Source organism: Aldersonia sp. NBC_00410 (genome assembly GCF_026342035.1).
GTDB lineage: Bacteria > Actinomycetota > Actinomycetes > Mycobacteriales > Mycobacteriaceae > Aldersonia.
Map to the genome: position 1 here is coordinate 61,788 of NZ_JAPENM010000006.1, position 16,711 is coordinate 78,498.

General features: G+C 67.6%; 17 protein-coding genes. 4 read left to right on the forward strand and 13 right to left on the reverse strand.

Going from position 1 to position 16,711, the window contains the following annotated elements; genetic code table 11:
• Positions 1 to 3 precede the first annotated feature (3 nt).
• The 12 genes from OG921_RS15130 to OG921_RS15185 form a co-directional block, all read right to left on the reverse strand.
• On the reverse strand, positions 4 to 1,350 hold the full coding sequence (locus tag OG921_RS15130) for an 8-oxoguanine deaminase (protein WP_266113597.1): 1,347 nt from the start codon (positions 1,348 to 1,350) through the stop codon (positions 4 to 6).
• 62 nt (positions 1,351 to 1,412) lie between these two features.
• Positions 1,413 to 2,333 (reverse strand): factor-independent urate hydroxylase, encoded by a 921-nt coding sequence (gene pucL / locus OG921_RS15135; protein WP_266113302.1) that lies wholly within the window; start codon positions 2,331 to 2,333, stop codon positions 1,413 to 1,415.
• A 2-nt stretch (positions 2,334 to 2,335) separates the two neighbouring features.
• Complete coding sequence (gene uraH / locus OG921_RS15140) at positions 2,336 to 2,656, reverse strand: hydroxyisourate hydrolase (protein WP_266113303.1); 321 nt, start codon at positions 2,654 to 2,656, stop codon at positions 2,336 to 2,338.
• A 5-nt stretch (positions 2,657 to 2,661) separates the two neighbouring features.
• A complete protein-coding gene (gene uraD / locus OG921_RS15145; protein WP_266113304.1) occupies positions 2,662 to 3,192 on the reverse strand; it encodes a 2-oxo-4-hydroxy-4-carboxy-5-ureidoimidazoline decarboxylase in 531 nt (176 codons plus the stop codon).
• Between the two features lie 13 nt (positions 3,193 to 3,205).
• Complete coding sequence (locus tag OG921_RS15150; RefSeq protein ID WP_266113305.1) at positions 3,206 to 5,110, reverse strand: solute carrier family 23 protein; 1,905 nt, start codon at positions 5,108 to 5,110, stop codon at positions 3,206 to 3,208.
• 132 nt (positions 5,111 to 5,242) lie between these two features.
• Positions 5,243 to 6,181, reverse strand: coding sequence for a patatin-like phospholipase family protein (locus OG921_RS15155; protein ID WP_266113306.1), 939 nt, complete (start codon positions 6,179 to 6,181; stop codon positions 5,243 to 5,245).
• Positions 6,182 to 6,411: 230 nt separating this feature from the next.
• Positions 6,412 to 8,205 carry an acetyl/propionyl/methylcrotonyl-CoA carboxylase subunit alpha gene (locus OG921_RS15160; RefSeq protein ID WP_266113307.1) on the reverse strand — a complete coding sequence of 598 codons (1,794 nt, stop codon included), beginning with the start codon at positions 8,203 to 8,205 and terminating at the stop codon, positions 6,412 to 6,414.
• A gap of 177 nt (positions 8,206 to 8,382) precedes the next feature.
• On the reverse strand, positions 8,383 to 8,796 hold the full coding sequence (locus OG921_RS15165; RefSeq protein WP_266113308.1) for a SufE family protein: 414 nt from the start codon (positions 8,794 to 8,796) through the stop codon (positions 8,383 to 8,385).
• Positions 8,793 to 9,692, reverse strand: coding sequence for a sulfurtransferase (locus tag OG921_RS15170; protein ID WP_266113309.1), 900 nt, complete (start codon positions 9,690 to 9,692; stop codon positions 8,793 to 8,795). The genes OG921_RS15165 and OG921_RS15170 overlap by 4 nt, the downstream gene beginning before the upstream one ends.
• A gap of 90 nt (positions 9,693 to 9,782) precedes the next feature.
• A complete protein-coding gene (locus tag OG921_RS15175) occupies positions 9,783 to 10,424 on the reverse strand; it encodes a nucleoside triphosphate pyrophosphatase (protein WP_266113310.1) in 642 nt (213 codons plus the stop codon).
• Positions 10,421 to 10,753, reverse strand: a complete 333-nt coding sequence (locus OG921_RS15180) for an acyl-CoA carboxylase epsilon subunit (protein ID WP_266113311.1) — start codon at positions 10,751 to 10,753, stop codon at positions 10,421 to 10,423. Before OG921_RS15180 ends, OG921_RS15175 begins: the two co-directional genes overlap by 4 nt.
• A 129-nt stretch (positions 10,754 to 10,882) precedes the next feature.
• Positions 10,883 to 12,523: an acyl-CoA carboxylase subunit beta gene (locus OG921_RS15185; protein WP_266113312.1), complete on the reverse strand. Its 1,641-nt coding sequence runs from the start codon at positions 12,521 to 12,523 to the stop codon at positions 10,883 to 10,885.
• Positions 12,524 to 12,614: 91 nt separating this feature from the next.
• Here OG921_RS15185 and OG921_RS15190 point away from each other — a divergent pair, with 91 nt between their 5' ends.
• The 4 genes from OG921_RS15190 (at position 12,615) to OG921_RS15205 (ending at position 16,134) form a co-directional block, all read left to right on the forward strand.
• The gene (locus OG921_RS15190) at positions 12,615 to 13,436 is read left to right on the forward strand and encodes a biotin--[acetyl-CoA-carboxylase] ligase (RefSeq protein ID WP_266113313.1); all 822 of its coding nucleotides are present in this window, start codon (positions 12,615 to 12,617) and stop codon (positions 13,434 to 13,436) included.
• Between the two features lie 63 nt (positions 13,437 to 13,499).
• Positions 13,500 to 14,051 (forward strand): PH domain-containing protein, encoded by a 552-nt coding sequence (locus OG921_RS15195; protein WP_266113314.1) that lies wholly within the window; start codon positions 13,500 to 13,502, stop codon positions 14,049 to 14,051.
• 40 nt (positions 14,052 to 14,091) lie between these two features.
• Positions 14,092 to 14,763: a response regulator transcription factor gene (locus OG921_RS15200; protein ID WP_266113315.1), complete on the forward strand. Its 672-nt coding sequence runs from the start codon at positions 14,092 to 14,094 to the stop codon at positions 14,761 to 14,763.
• A gap of 12 nt (positions 14,764 to 14,775) precedes the next feature.
• On the forward strand, positions 14,776 to 16,134 hold the full coding sequence (locus tag OG921_RS15205; protein WP_266113316.1) for a HAMP domain-containing sensor histidine kinase: 1,359 nt from the start codon (positions 14,776 to 14,778) through the stop codon (positions 16,132 to 16,134).
• Here OG921_RS15205 and OG921_RS15210 read toward each other — a convergent pair whose 3' ends face one another.
• The gene (locus OG921_RS15210; RefSeq protein WP_266113317.1) at positions 16,135 to 16,662 is read right to left on the reverse strand and encodes a GtrA family protein; all 528 of its coding nucleotides are present in this window, start codon (positions 16,660 to 16,662) and stop codon (positions 16,135 to 16,137) included.
• Between the last annotated feature and the right edge of the window lie 49 nt (positions 16,663 to 16,711).

A 16,711-nucleotide genomic window follows, 5' to 3' on the forward strand; every position in this document is an offset into this window, starting at 1 on the left:
AACTCAGCCGGCCTTCGCGACCAGCGCGGCATGCGCGGCGGCGACCTGAGTGGCCACCGACTCTTCATCGACGGTGCGGACCTCGTCGCGTCGCACGACGGCCTCGCCGCCGACGAGCAGCAACTCGAGCGGCGGCTGCGAACCCAGCACTATCGCGGCGACCGGATCGGTGATCCCCGCATGCGCGGGGCCGTCGAGCCGCCACAGCGCCAGATCGGCGAGTTTGCCCACTTCGATGGACCCGATTTCGTTCTCGCGGCCGAGCACCTTGGCGCCGCCCATGGTAGCCAGCCGCAGGGCCTGACGCACCGTCATCTCCCGCGGGCCGCCCCGAGCGCGCGCGAACAGCACGGCCTGATGAGCCTCCTCGAGCATGCAGCACGACTCGTTGCTCGCGGCGCCGTCCACGCCGAGGCCGACCGTGACACCGGCCGCCGTCATGTCGGCGACCCGCGCGATGCCCGCCCCGAGGCGGGCGTTCGAGGTGGGGCAGTGCGCGGCGGCGGTACCGGTCTCCGCCATGGTCGCGATCGCGGCATCGGAGAGGTGCACGGCGTGGGCGTACCAGACGTCGGGGCCGGTCCAGCCCAGCTTCGCCATGTACTCCACCGGGGTGCAGCCGAACTTCTCCAGGCAGTACGCCTCCTCGTCGAGGGTCTCGGCGAGGTGGGTGTGCAGCCGGACCCCGCGTTCGCGCGCGAGGATCGCGGACTCGCGCAGCAGATCGTCGGTAACCGAGAAGGGGGAGCACGGCGCGAGCGCGATCCGCACCATCGAGTCGAACGAGGGGTCGTGGTGGGCATCGATCGTCGCGGCGCTCGACGCCAGGATCGCGTCGATACTCTCGACCACGCTGTCCGGTGGCAGCCCGCCCGCGCTGTGCCCCAGATCCATCGAACCGCGGGTCGGGTGGAAACGCAGCCCGACGTCGGCTGCGGCGGCGATCTCGGCCCCGAAGACGTCACCGCCCTCGGCAGGCACGACGTAGTGGTGATCGGTGGTCGTGGTGCAGCCGGTGCGGGCCAGCCACGCCAGCCCGCCCGTCGCGGCGACCCGTACCGAGTCGTCGTCGATTCCTGCCCACACCGGATAGAGCGTCGTCAGCCATTCGAAAAGAGTGTTGTCCGCTGCCAATCCGCGGGTGACCCACTGATAGAGGTGATGGTGGGTGTTGACCAGACCCGGGGTCAGTGCGCACCCCGACCCGTCGACGATCGTCGCTTCCGGATCCGCGGGCGCGGGCCCGGCACCGACTGCGGCGATGCGACCGTCGGCGATCACCACGTGGCCCGAACCGAACTCGGTGCCTGCGGCATCCATGGTGACCACAGCGCAGCCGTCGATGATCATGCGGTGCGGACCGGTACGCGGCTTGCGGGGTTGGACCCATTCCGCGAGCCGCGAGCCGGCGCCTACCCCACTACCGAGTATGTCGCCCATGACGGCCCCGCATCCGGTGCATCGCTGCGCTCGACCGTGGCCTGAATCAGGCCGTAGGGACGGTCGTCGGCATTGAACACCTCATTGTTGTTGTCCAAACCAAACTTCGAGAAGTCGTAAAGGAAGTGGTGCTTGTTGGGCGCCGACATGCGGACCTCGGCAATGAACGGATACTTCTCCAGCACCGCGGTACCCATCGCGTACAGCGTTTGCTGCAAAGCGAGTGACTGCAGGTTCGCGAACCGCTCGACCATCGCCTCCTGCACCCCGGTATACACCGAATCGAAGTCGAGATCTGCTGTGGTGTAACGCCATCGGGCCACGAGCGCAGTCGCCATCACCCGATCGTGGGTGGCCTGCAGCGTCGTGTAGGGATCTTCCATGAAACCGGCGAACTCCGAGCCGGTGGATTTGAGCAGGACCAGATCCTTGAAACCGCTGACGATCCAGGACTTCTGCTCGTCACCCGTGCCCTCGACCGACACCGACGCAGTGCGCACCTCCTGCCCCTTACGCAGCCAAGTGTGGTTGTGTTCTTCGCCGTTCACCGTCGCTCGCTCCCACGCGTATTCCTCCAACTCGATCAGCGCCCGCCGGACGGGCGCGATGTCGTCGACGTAGTGCGTTGCCAGGTCGAGGCCGAACTGCTCGATGGTGAGCAGCCCCTTCTCCTTGGCATACGCGTACGCGGTGTTCTTCTGGGTATCGGTCGGTAACACCTTGGCCTGGTCGCCGACGAGGTGCGCATCGGCGAAATCGCCGGTGAGCGCACTGGATACGTTGATGTCGTGGATCTCGTGGCGTGCGGAGTCCCGGTAGATCCGAACGATCCGATTCTCGGCCTTGCCGTACTGGTTGCGACCGAGCACGATGTCGCCGGTCAGTTCGCTCATGATCAACTCCCGCGGTACGTCGAGTAGGAATAGGGGGACAACAGCAACGGCACGTGATAGTGCGCGTCGGGATCGGTCACCGTGAACGTGATCGCCACCTCGGGATAAAAGCCCTGCTGCCCGGTGGCCGCGAAGTACGCACCTGTGCCGAAGACGATTCGGTAGTCGCCGGGGCCTGCCGCATTCGGCAGTAGCGCGCCAGCGCGCCCGTCGGCATCCGTTGTGGCGGTGGATACTTGCGCACCGTTGGGCACGTAGTACAGCGCCACCTCGACACCCGCGGCCGGCACGCCGCGCGCGGCGTCGAGAACGTGCGTGCTCATGCTGCTCAACTGGATTCCTCTCCCTCGGGCCGTGGCGGGTCGCGCAGCAGACGGTCGAGCCGCAGCCGGTTGATCTTGGCGAGCTCGGAACGCATCACCCGCCGTTCGGTTTCCGGATCGTTTTCCAATCGCTCCTCGAGAATCGCGTAGAGCTCCTCGGCCGGACGCCCGCTCGCGCACACCAGGTAGACGTGCCCGAACTTCTCCTCGTACTTGCGGTTTCCGGTCCCGAGCGCTTCGCGGATACCTTCACCTGCGGACTGTACCGCCGCCTGTTCGCGCGAGGAGGTCGAGTTCGCCTCGACCCGGGCGCCGATGCGCGGATGACCGTCGAGAGCCGCGTCGAGCTCGGCCTCCGGCAGCTCCGCGAGCACCCGGTCCGCCCGATCGAACAATGCCTGCGCATCGGCGAACGGGCGGCCCTTCACCACCCGGCGAGCCCAGATCGTCGAGGAACAGATTTCGAACAGCGCATGGACCGCCCGGCGATCGCTCAGCGCGTTGAACCGCTCGATTCCGACACTTCCGTAGGGCACGCGGGCCTCACTCTCAGCCGAGATCGTTCAGTCTGCCGAACACCGCCGCCGCGATGGGGTTGGCATCGGCCACCAGATCATCGAACCGGAAGTTGGCAATCTTCGCGATCTCGATGAGCGCGAACGATTTCTCCACCGTCTCGGAATTGTCCATCCGGGCCCAGCCGTTGCGCAGCACCCGGTCGTAGTGCTCCGTCTCCCGCGCCGAGATGACCAGGGGGAAGCCGAAATGCGCACGGTAGGCCGAGGCGAGTTCGACGACGTTGCTGTGCTCGTCCTCCTCGAGATTGTCGAGCGCCTTGTGATCGACGGTTCGGCTGACACCGGTCTCGTCCTCGGAACCGAGATCGGGGAAGGCCCGGATCAGCTCGAGTTGCTCCTCGGTCGATCCGGTCAGCAACGCGTCCTGGAACGCGCCGCGCAGGTCGTGGGCGTCCGCGAACGGCCGCTGCGCATACGCCCGCTCCAGCACCCAGTCGACGTTCTGCCCCACGCGGCCGAATGTCTGCTTGAACTGGTCCTCGGTCATCTTGTTCACCTCGCCGAGGCTGATGCCGCGGCCGGGTCCACCTGCGACGGTAGGCCCGCGACCGCCGATGTGGAAGAACAGGATATTGAGCACGATCGCGGATACCGCGCCGATGGTGATGCCGCTGCCGAACAGAATCTCCAGCCAACTCGGGACAGCCTGCGAGACTTCCGGGTAGGTGGTCACCCACATGGCGAGCGCCAGGCTGGTGGCCACGATGATGAGATTGCGGTGATCGGTGAAGTCCACTCGCGACAACGTTTGGATGCCGACCACCGCGACGGTGGCGAACAGCGTGAGCGCCGCGCCGCCGAGGACCGGCGGCGGGATTGCGGCGACGACGGCGGCGGCCTTGGGCAGCAGCCCGAGCACGATCATGATGACGCCGGCCGCCGCGACCACCCAGCGGCTCTTCACGCCGGTGAGCCGGACCAGGCCGACATTCTCCGAGAACGCGGTGTAGGGAAACGAGTTGAACGACCCGCCGATGACCGTCGCGACACCGTCGGCCCGCAGCGTCGCGGCGATGTCGTCCTTGCGCACGCGTTTGCCGACGATCTCGCCGGTGGCGAACACGCTGCCGGTCGACTCGACCGCGCAGATCATCAGCACGATGATCATCGAAATACAGCCGACCACCTCGAATTTGGGCGCGCCGAAAGCGAACGGCGGGGTGAACCCGATGGCGGATGCGTCACCGACGCCGGACATGCTGGCGTCGCCGAGAATCAACGCCACGACGGTGCCGACGACCAGCCCGATCAGCACAGCGATGGTGGCCAGGAATCCCCGGAAGAAGCGCTGGATCAACACGATCAGCACGATCGTGCCGAGCGCGTAGAGCAGCCAGCGGCCGTTGGTCGGATCGTGCTCGTGGGTCTGCGGATTGGTGACCGCATCGCCCGCACCGACCGGGAGTAGCGCGATGCCGATGATGGTGAGCAGCGTGCCGGTGACCACCGGCGGGAAGAACCGCAGCAGCCTGCTGTAGACCGGCGCGATCGCGAAGGTGAACACGCCCGCCACGATCACCGCGCCGTAGACGTAGAGCAGGCCGTCCGTGCCGCCGCCGTGCGCGAGCGCGATCGCGATGACGGGGGAGACGCCGGCGAAGGTCACGCCCTGCAGCAGCGGCAGCCGGACACCGACCTTCCAGAATCCGACCGCTTGGATGATCGAGGCGATGCCGCAGGTGAACAGGTCGGCCGTGATGAGCTTCAGCAGCTCTGCCTCGGACAGGCCGATGGCGCCGCCGATGATGATCGGCACCAGGACCGCGCCCGCGTAGAAGGCGACGACGTGCTGGAACCCGTAGGCCGCGAGTTTGGGAACCGGCAGCACGTCGTCCACGGGATGCTTGCGCTTGATGCGAACCGGAGCGGTCGTCATGGAGACACCTCGGCGTGTGCGGACGGCCCCGCCCCGGTGGTATTCGCCGCACCCGGCGGGCTGTCACGCTGCCTCGCTGCAACGCGTCCGACAATGTTCAACTATCTTCGGCGATCCCGCGACCCGAGCGAGTCAGCACCATAATTCGGTGAGCTGCTCGGCGCGGGCTCGGCCTTGTTCGTAACCGGCCCGAGCGGCAGGCGGGCGCAGCGAGAGATCCATCGCATTGGCGCCGAACAGGTGCTCGGAGTTGCTGTCGGGAAAAATGGTCTCGACCCTGCTGCCGCGTGCGCGTAACTCGTCGACCTGCGCCGCGAGCTGCATGCCCCACTCCGGCGGTTGCAGTGACCTGCCGCCGAAGGGTGACAACACCAGCACCCGCGCGTATCCGGTTGCCAGATCGGCATTCTCGTTGCGTCGGTAGCCGCCGTCGATGTACCGGCTGTCCCCGATCCGGTAGGGGAGGCCACTGGCACAGCTGGCGGCGACGGCGTCCGCCAGGTCGACCCCGCTGTCGCGGTCGAACCCGACCGGTTCACCGGTATCGGCGTCGACTGCCGTGATGAGCACCGTTCGTTGCGGCCAGCGCTGACCGGGCAGCCGGGAGGCGACGGTGGCGCGCCATTGTGTTTGCCAGGAGCCGTCCGATGCCGCGTCCATGTCCAGTGCCGCTGCGCCCATTCGGCGGCGCATGTCGGGCGCATCCTCGGCGGAGGCGATGATCTTGTTTATCCGCGTCAAGTGGTCCGCCACCGGCCTGATCGGCACGTGTCCGCGCTCGGTTCCGACCGGACCGGTCCGTTGCTGGGGGGCAGCCGCAAGGATGGCGGCAAGCAGCTCGGTTGGGGTCGCGCCGGCCAGCTGAGCTGCGGCCGTCGACCCGGCCGACGTCCCGACGGTCAGGTCGGCTGTGGTCACGTCCAGCCCGGCATCGAACAGGCCGGCAGCCACGCCGATCAGCCACGCGTTGCCGGTCGATCCGCCGCCGCCGAGGACCACCGCTCGCTCGCCCGCGGCGCGTACCCGGCTGGTGGCGTCGATGTGCAGAGGTGCAGAAGATGAGGTGTTCATGGGAGTCGCCTTTCGCGAATTGCCTGGCGGGCGCTCCCGGTGGCGACTACCTCAGTCGCGCGATCGTGGACTGCGGGGGAGCACCCCTGCCGATACTGCGGTCATGGGTCTCACCTCCTGCCGATTGATCACGATCGCCGAGACGGTAGCACGCCTGCGCCTGGAACGCACCGACAAAAGAACGGGCCGCGCCAGTCCGGCGCGGCCCGTTCTGCGGAAAGCTGGTGCGGCTACTTCAATTCGGCGAGTACGGTGCCCTGCGTGATGGCGGCACCGGCCTCGACGGACAGTCCGGTGACGACGCCGGCCTTGTGCGCGTTGACCGGGTTCTCCATCTTCATCGCCTCGAGCACCACGATCAAATCGCCCGCGGCGACCTCCTGGCCCTCCTCCACGGCGACCTTCACGACGGTGCCCTGCATGGGCGCGGTCACGGCGTCACCGGAGGCGGCACCGCCGGCCGCGCCGCCTCGCTTGCGCGCCTTCGGCTTCTTACGGATGGCGCCGTTCGGACCGGCTGCGGCACCGCCGCTGACCGAGAACTGGCCCGGCAGCGATACCTCGACGCGACGTCCACCGACCTCGACGACGACCTTCTGTCGCGGGCCGGCCTCGTCCTCGTCGATCGGCTCACCGGCGGTGTAGGGCTCGATGGTGTTTTCCCAGTCGTTCTCGATCCACTTCGTGTAGATGTCGAACTTCTCCCCGTCACCCACGAACGCCGGGTTCTCCACGATGTGGCGGTGGAACGGGATGACCGTGGCGAGGCCCTCGACCTCGAACTCGGCGAGCGCGCGGCGAGCCCGCTCGAGGGCCTGCGTGCGGTTCTCGCCGGTGACGATGAGCTTGGCCAGCATCGAGTCGAACTGGCCGCCGATCACGCTGCCGGCCACCACGCCGGAATCGACGCGCACGCCGGGGCCGGTCGGCTCCTTGTAGACGCTGACCGGGCCGGGGGCAGGCAGGAAGTTGCGGCCGGCGTCCTCGCCGTTGATCCGGAACTCGAAGGAATGCCCGCGCGGGGTCGGATCCTCGGTGATCTCGAGGGCCTCGCCGTTCGCGATGCGGAACTGCTGGCGCACCAGGTCGATGCCGGCGGTCTCCTCGGTGACCGGGTGTTCGACCTGCAGGCGGGTGTTGACCTCGAGGAAGGAGACGGTATCGCCCTGCACCAGGTACTCGACCGTGCCGGCGCCGTAGTAGTGCGCCTCGCGGCAGATGGCCTTGGCCGACTCGTGGATCTTGCGACGCTGCTCGTCGGTCAGGAACGGCGCGGGGGCCTCCTCGACCAGCTTCTGGAAGCGGCGCTGCAGCGAGCAGTCACGGGTACCGGCGACGACGACGTTGCCGTGCTGGTCGGCGATGACCTGTGCTTCGACGTGGCGGGCCTTGTCGAGGTACTGCTCGACGAAGCATTCGCCACGGCCGAACGCCGAGACCGCCTCGCGGGTGGCCGAATCGAACAGCTCCGGGATCTCCTCGATGGTGTGCGCCACCTTCATGCCGCGGCCACCACCGCCGAACGCCGCCTTGATCGCGACGGGGACGCCGTACTGCTTGGCGAACGCGACGACCTCGTCGGCGTTCTTGACCGGATCCTTGGTACCCGCGGCCATCGGGGCCTTCGCCCGCTCGGCGATGTGCCGGGCGGTCACCTTGTCGCCGAGGTCGCGAATGGACTGCGGCGAGGGACCGATCCAGATCAGCCCGGCGTCGATGACGGCCTGGGCGAAGTCGGCGTTCTCGGACAGGAAGCCGTAGCCGGGGTGGATCGCGTCGGCACCGGAGCGCTTGGCGGCGTCGAGGATCTTGTCGAACACGAGGTACGACTCGGCCGAGGTCTGGCCACCGAGCGCGAACGCCTCGTCGGCGAGTTTCACGAACGGCGCATCGGCGTCCGGTTCGGCGTAGACGGCGACGCTGCCGTATCCGGAGTCCTTTGCGGCCCGGATGACCCGCACAGCGATCTCGCCTCGGTTCGCGACGAGCACCTTCGTTATGTGCGCGCTGGCATGTGTGGGCACTGAGCCTCCTGTGTTCACGACGTTACTTATCGCCCTTGCAGATACCGTGGATCCGCATTGTGTCGATCGGGCGAAGTGAATGCATTGTCCCGGAGTCTAAGCAGTGTGATTTCGGAAACTGAAACCGGATCCTGTTTGGATATGCCTACTGAGCAGTAGGTTTGGGTTTTCCGAGAGCTATCGCAGGTGGCGCTTGATTCTGGCCAGCATCGCCGACATGCCGCGCAGCCGCAATGGGCTCACCGACTCCGCTAGTCCGAGCGCGCTGTAGAAGTCATCGGGCACATCGAGAATCTCCGACGCCGCGCTGCCGTCGAGCCCCTGATGAAGAATCGACGCGAACCCGCGCGTGGTCGGTGCCTCGGCGGGCGCGCTGAAGTGCAGCCGCACATGCTCGCGGTCACTGGCGTCGACGGCGAGAAACAGCGGCGACTGGCACTCGGGCACGGGCTCCATCGCGTCCTGCTGCAGATGCTCGGGCAGCTCGGGCAACTCCCGGCTGAACTCGAGCAGCAGTTGCAGCTTGTCCTGACCGTCGACCGCCGCGAAATCCGCGACGATCTCGGCCAATGGCGCCGGGAGCGAACTCATCGTGCCGGCGCCGGCGCCGAACCGGGCTCTTCGCCCTTCACGATCGGCACGCGCACGGTGTTGCCCCACTCGGTCCAGGAGCCGTCGTAGTTGCGCACGTTCTCGAAGCCGAGCAGATGGGTAAGCACGAACCAGGTGTGGCTGGAGCGCTCACCGATTCGGCAGTACGCGATCACGTCGGCGTCGGAGGCGAAGTCGGAGTAGATCTCGTCGAGCTCGGTGCGGCTGCGGAAACGGCCATCCGCGGCCGCCGCCTTCGCCCACGGGATGCTGACCGCGGTAGGGATATGCCCGCCGCGCAGCGCGCCCTCCTCGGGGTAATCCGGCATATGCGTGCGCTCGCCGGTGTACTCCAGCGGCGAACGCACATCCACCAGCGGGATGGCGCCGAGCGCGCCGAGCACGTCGTCCTTGAACGCGCGGATCTTCGAATCGTCGCGCTCCACCACCGGGTAGCCGGTCGTGGCGGTGTTCGGCACCTCGAGGGTGGTGTCGCGCTCCTCGGAGATCCAAGCGTCGCGACCGCCGTCGAGCAGGCGCACGTCCTCGTGACCGAACAGCGTGAACACCCACAGGGCGTAGGCGGCCCACCAGTTGCTCTTGTCGCCGTAGATGACCACGGTGTCGTCGCGGGCGATGCCCTTGCGGTCCATCAGCGCGGCGAACTGGGGGCCGTCGATGTAGTCGCGGGTGACCGGATCGTTGAGATCGACATGCCAGTCGATTTTCACCGCGCCGGGAACATGGCCGATGTCGTAGAGCAGGACGTCCTCGTCGGACTCGACGATCTTGATCGCGGGATCACCGATACGCGAAGCGAGCCACTCGGTGGAAACGAGCCGTTCGGGATGGGCGTAGGCGGCGAAACCGGGGTTGGCGTCGACGGGCACGGGCACGGGGCGACTCCTGCGTGGTGGGTACGGCTTACTCGTCGATCCTAGGCGTACCCACCGCCCAGGCCGGCGGCTCGGGCGTAAACAGCGTGGTCAGCGACCGGTCCAGAGATCGGCGACACCGACGCCGACCCGGGCGAGCAGGCTGCGCATCAGCGGCAGGCCGATCCCGATGACGCTGGACGGATCACCCTCGATCCGGTCGACGAACCAGCCGCCCAGGCCGTCGAGCGTGAACGCCCCAGCGACCTGCAGCGGTTCGCCGCTGGCGAGGTAGGCGTCGAGTTCGGCGGCCGAGGGCGACCCGAAATGCACCGTCGTCGTGCTGCACGCGGCAGCGTCGGCGTGCGTGCCCGCACCGTCGGGTCGCAGCACACAATGGCCGGTGAGCAGCTGCCCGGAGCTGCCCGCCATCGACTGCCACCGCTCCCGCGCCGCCGCCGTGGTCGGTGGCTTGCCCTGCAACGTCTGGTGGATGAACAGCATCGAATCGCAGCCGACGATCACGTGATCGGCGCCGAGCGGTCCACTCTCGGCGTTCAGCCGGTCGAGCACGGCACGCGCCTTGGCCCTGGCCAGCTCGGTGACGACCGTCTCCGGTGCGGCGGCCGGACCGAGCGCCCGAGCGACGGCGTCCTCGTCCACGTCGGAGACCCGGACGATCGGCTCGATCCCGGCCGAGCGCAGCACCGCGAGCCGCGCCGGGGAGGCCGACGCGAGGATCAGCCGGATCAATCGCGAATGTTCGAGACGTACGGGTAGGCGTACGGCGAGAACGGCGGGGTACGGCGGTGCAGCAGGGTGGGCAAGCCCCAGTTCTCCGGCGGGCGAGCGGACTGCGGCGAGACCGGAGCAGACGCCGACGCCGCCGCCAGCACGGCAACCAGAGCGGCCAGTTCGACATCGTCCGGGTTGCCGCTCAGCACCTTGATGGTCGTCGCGTCGTCCGCCGCGTCGGACGGCGGTTCGGCGGCGGCATCCGCACCGGCGGCTCCGTCGACGGAGCCGGCCAGTTCGGTGAGCTCGGCGTCACTCAAGGTCTGTTCCTCTACTGCAGCTGTCACCAGCTGGTTCCTTTCGGTTCGCGGCACGCGGGCGAGCCCGCAATCTCACCCTGCCGATGCTCGTTCGTCTCGCGGCGCGCGTAACGGGCCACGTGGTCGGTCGGGATGCGCCGCGAGACTTGTGCATCGTCAGAGTGGAATGTTGCCATGCTTCTTGGGCGGCAGGGTGACCATCTTGCGTTCGAGCAGTCGCAGCGCCGAGACGATCTGGCCCCGGGTGTGCGAGGGCGGGATCACCGCGTCGACGTAGCCACGCTCGGCCGCCACGTACGGATTGACCAGGGTGTCCTCGTACTCGTTCTGCAACTGCAGGCGCAGCGCGTCGACGTCGTCGCCCTTCTTGGCCGCATCGAGCAGCCGCTTGCGGTAGACGAACCCGACTGCGCCCGAGGCGCCCATGACCGCGATCTGCGCGGTCGGCCACGCCAGGTTGACGTCCGCACCGAGGTGCTTGGACCCCATCACGTCGTACGCGCCGCCGTACGCCTTGCGCGTGATCACGGTGATCTTGGGGACGGTCGCCTCGCCGTAGGCGTACAGCAGCTTCGCGCCGCGCCGGATGATGCCGTTGTACTCCTGGCCGGTGCCGGGCAGGAAGCCGGGCACGTCGACCAGCGTCACGATCGGGATGTTGAACGCATCGCAGGTCCGGACGAAGCGTGCGGCCTTCTCCGAGGCGTCGATGTCGAGGCAGCCCGCGAACTGGGTGGGCTGGTTCGCCACAATGCCGACGCTGCGGCCGTCGATGCGGCCGAAGCCGACGACGATGTTCATCGCGCGCTGGGCCTGCACCTCGAGGAACTCGTCGTCGTCGAGCAGCCGGCGAATGACCTCGTGCATGTCGTAGGGCTGGTTCGGGGAGTCCGGCACCAGCGTGTCGAGTTCGAGATCCTCGGCGGTGAGCGACTCCTCGATGGCGCCCTCGATCGGATCGGTGGCCGGGAAGCGCGGCGCCTCGCCGCGGTTGTTGCTCGGCAGGTAGCTCAGCAGCTCCGTGACGTAATCGAGCGCGTCCTGCTCGCCGGAGGCGACGTAGTGCGCGACGCCGGACTTCGTCATGTGCGTGTGGGCACCGCCGAGGTCCTCCATCGTGACGTCCTCGCCGGTCACCGTCTTGATGACGTCCGGGCCGGTCACGAACATCTGGCTGGTCTGGTCGACCATCACGACGAAGTCGGTCAGCGCGGGCGAGTACACATGGCCACCGGCAGCCGGGCCCATGATCAGCGAGATCTGCGGGATGACGCCCGAGGCGTGGATGTTGCGCTGGAAGATCTCGCCGTAGAGGCCGAGCGAGACGACGCCTTCCTGGATGCGCGCGCCGGCGCCCTCGTTGATGCCGATCAGCGGGCGGCCGGTCTTGATCGCGAGGTCCATCACCTTGACGATCTTCTCGCCGTACACCTCGCCGAGGCTGCCGCCGAAGACGGTGACGTCCTGGCTGAAGATGCACACGTCGCGACCGTCGATGGTGCCGTAACCGGTGACTACGCCGTCGCCGAGCGGACGGGTCTCGGCGAGGCCGAAGTTCACGCTGCGATGCCGGGCCAGCGCGTCCATCTCGACGAACGAACCGTCGTCGAGCAGCGCGGTGATGCGCTCGCGAGCGGTCAGCTTGCCCTTCGCGTGCACCTTCTCGACAGCGCCCTCACCCATCGGGTGCTTGGCTTCCTCCATGCGATTGCGCAGGTCGGCGAGCTTTCCCGCGGTGGTGTGAATATCTGGAGCACTCGCCGTACCGGGCGAAGCCTGCTGCTGAACACTCGTCATGGCACCCGATGTTAACCAGCACACTTTCGACCGAATAATCGAGACTCGGCTACTGGCCAGTACGTTTCCGATTCGGTCGTAGGGTTCGGGTATGTACACCGATCTGAATCGGCCTCCGCTCAATGCCGCGGAACTGCGCCGCGGGATGGATTTCTATTCGTCTATCGACGTCGTCGACAAGACCGGCTCCACCAACGCCGACCTCCTCGCGCGCGCCGGCGAACCGGACGCGGACCGCGCGGTGCTGATCGCGGAGTTTCAGGAGCACGGTCGCGGGCGCCACTCGCGCACCTGGGTGAGCCCGCCGCAGGCGCAGATTGCTGCGTCGGTGTTGTTCCGTATGCCCGCAGACGTGGATTCGGCGAGTCTGGGATGGTTGCCGCTGCTCACCGGTATCGCCGTGACCGACGCGCTGCGGACGGTGGCGAAGGTCGACGCGGACCTGAAGTGGCCCAACGACGTGCTGATCGACGGGCGCAAGGTGGCCGGCATCCTCGCCGAGGTCGCGTGGCCGCAGACCGACGGTGTGAAGTCCCCGGCCGTCGTGGTCGGCGTTGGGCTGAACGTGTCCCTGCAGGAGGACGAACTGCCGGTGCCCGAGGCGACCTCGTTGGCACTGGCCGGCGCCGAGGTCACCGACCGCACGACGCTGGCTCGTGCCCTGCTGCGGGCGCTGGCGCAGCGCTGGACCAACTGGGCGGACAACGACTTCTCCGCGGGCGTGCTCGCCGGGGACTACCGCGGGCGGTGCGTGACGCTCGGTGCCCAGGTGCGCGCCGACCTCCCGGGCGGTTCGTCGGTGGTCGGCACGGCCAGCGACATCGACGACAACGGCCGGTTGCTGATCGCCACCGACGGCGAAACGGTGGCCGTGACCGCCGGTGATGTGACCCACCTGCGCACCGCGCAATAGCGGTCCCCCCGCTGCGCGGAACAGCGGTACTGCCTGGCCGCGCAATAGCGGTACTGTCGCGCCATGGGCTACCCGGAGGACGCACTCGCGGCCGACGAAGAACTGCTGCTGCACAGCCATCCGCACTGGAAGATGCTGCTGCTCCCGGCCTTGACGTTCGTACTGGTGACGGCGCTGGCCGGCTTCGCGATCGGTGCGGCGCAGGCCAACCTCGACGGCGATGTGCGGCTCTGGACGGTCATCGCCGTGCTGGTGATCTGGCTGGCGCTGGTGGTGTGGCGCTGTGGTGCCGCGCTGGTGCGCTGGAAGTCGACGCATTTCATCGTCACCGACCGCCGAGTGCTGATCCGGCACGGGATCCTCACCCACACCGGCATCGACATCCCGATGGGCCGGATCTCGAATGTGCAGTTCCGGCACGGTCTCGTCGACCGGATGCTCGGCACCGGCACGCTGATCATCGGGTCCGCGTCCGAGGACGACCTCGAATACGACGACATTCCCCGGGTGCAGAAGGTGCACTCGATGCTCTATCACCAAGTGTTCGATGCGATGCAGCTGGACAGAAGCGAATCGGACCGACCCGATCGCGACTGGGACGACCGCCGACGCTAACTCCCGTTCGCGCTGCGTTCGCACTCCGTACTCTGGTTTCGTGACGGCTGTACTGCTGGCGGAGGACGACGAGGCGATCGCAGCGCCATTGTCGCGCGCGCTTGGACGCGAGGGTTACACGGTAACGGTGGAGCTAACCGGTCCGGCCGCGCTCGGCCGAGCCCTTGCGGGCGAGCACGATCTGCTGATTCTCGATCTCGGATTGCCCGGTATGGATGGCCTCGAGGTCTGTCGGCAGGTGCGGGCGAGCGGGCGGGATCTGCCCGTCCTGATGCTCACCGCGCGGGCCGACGAGGTCGATTTCGTAGTCGGTCTGGATGCGGGTGCCGACGACTACGTCGGGAAACCGTTCCGGCTTGCCGAATTGCTGGCCCGGGTCCGTGCCCTGCTGCGCCGCGCCGCACCCACCGATGACCCGGTCGTCGAGGTGGGCGACATCCGGCTCGAACCGGCCGCGCGGCGGGTACTGGTGAGCGGCGCAGAGGTGGCACTGGCGAATAAGGAGTACGAGCTGCTCAAGGTGCTGCTCGAACGGGCGGGCCAGGTGGTCGAGCGCGAGACGATCCTGCGCGAGGTCTGGGGCGACGCCGACCTGCGCGGCTCCAAGACACTCGACATGCACATGTCCTGGCTGCGCCGAAAGCTCGGCGACGACCGCACCGGCCGCATTGCGACGGTGCGCGGCGTCGGGTTCCGGTTCAACGTGGATTAGCGCAGACCAGCCGTGCGCCGCCGCATCCTGCTCTCCATCCTGGCCGTCGTCATCCTCACGACGATGGTGCTCGGCCTGCCGCTGATGTACACCGCGTGGCTCTGGGTCGAGGACATCACGCGCAACGACATGCAGGATCGGCTCGACCGGATGGCGGACGTCATCATCGCGCAGGAAGGCGCGAACGGGATGGTCGAAGGGCCGCTCGACACGCGTGGTGTGGAGCCGCTCGTGCCCGACGGCGGGCACCTCGTCGTCGTCTATCCAACTCCGCCCGACCGGGTGACCCGGCTCGACCTCGGGGTCCCCGAGGTGACCGATCCGCTCATCGAATCGCTGTCGATGGGTACCTCGGGCTCGCTGCGGCTCGAGCAGCCGCCCACCGAGATGCGCTCCCTGCAGTGGCGCGCCGTCGGCGCGGTTTCGCTCTTGGTCGTGGCGTCGATGGCAGCCGGAACGTCAGTTGCGGTGGTGACCGCCAAGCGGTTGTCGGACCCGTTGCGCGATGTCGCCAAGCGCGCCGCACGGCTCGGCGAGGGCGACTTCCGGCCCGATCCGCGCCGGCACGGCATCGCCGAACTCGACCGCGTTTCCGACGTGCTCGATTCGGCAACCGTGGAGATCGCGAGCCGGTTGCAACGCGAGCATCTGCTCGCCGCCGACGTATCGCACCAACTGCGCAGCCGGCTGACCGCGGTGCGATTGCGTCTCGACGAGCTCGTCGAGCATCCGGATCCGGACGTCGTGGAGGAGGCGCAGGCCGCGATGGCGCAGGTCGACCGGTTGACCGCCGCGATCGACGAACTGGTGCGCGCGTCGCGCGAGGACGAGGCGAATCCCGCCACGGTGGTTTCGGTGCTCGACGAACTGCGTCCGGTGGTCGCGGAGTGGGAGCGCCCGTTCGAGGAACGAGGCCGGCGAGTGCTGATCTACGGCGACGCCGCACTGCGCTCGCCGGTGACCGGTCCGCGGTTGCGCGAAGCGGCGGCGGTGCTGATCGACAACGCGCTGGTGCACGGCGGCGGTACCTGCTCGGTGCGGGTGCGCGACGCGAAGGTGGCCGGCCGGGCGCCGCGGATCTGCGTGGAGGTGTCGGATCAGGGTGCCGGGATCAGCGATGACCTGGCCCCGCATATCTTCGATCGGGGCGTGTCCGGAGCCGGTTCCACCGGTGTGGGGCTTGCACTCGCGCGGGCCCTCATCGAGGCCGACGGTGGCCGGCTCGAGTTGCGCCAGCGCAAGCCGGCCCTGTTCGCGGTCTTTCTCACCGCCGCCGAAAACGGGTCCGGCGCGACGATGGCGGGGCGCACTGCGGTCGAGCCGGGGCTACCTGTCGTCGGCGCCCGCCCACGGGTGGGCGAACCGCGCTGATCAGCGCCCTTTGAACTCCTCTTCGAGCTCCTCGATTTCGCGTTCGAGTTCGTCCGGGAATACCCAGCGGCGAAATGCCCAGAACCGGAATGCCATCTGCAGCAGGTTCCCGATCACGTAAGCGCTGATGAAATCCGCGATGTTTTCTGTGGCGAGACTCACGTCGGGTACGCGCAAATCGAACACATAACTCGAGATAACGAGCGGGATAAAGCTCAGAATGACGCCTATTCCGCTGACCACGAAGAAGAGCAGTGCCTCTTGGTCGCGGCGGCGACCACCGCGGGATTTGAACGACCATTCACGGTTGAGGACGTAGGAAACGAGCACCGCGATCACGCCCGAAATAATCTTCGCGGTGACCGGCTTGGTGTCGAGAACCGTCAGCTTAAGGGTGTAAAAGATGCCCGAGTCGATGATGAACGTGGTACCGCCGACGATCGCGAACTTGATCAGCTCGTTGTACTTGATGAGCAGATCTCGCAACGGTTGGGGGACGCGGTCTACCGCGTCGTCGACTACTGACACAGCGGCAAGTGTACGAAAAGCAACGAAATACTTGCCAACCGACGAGCGT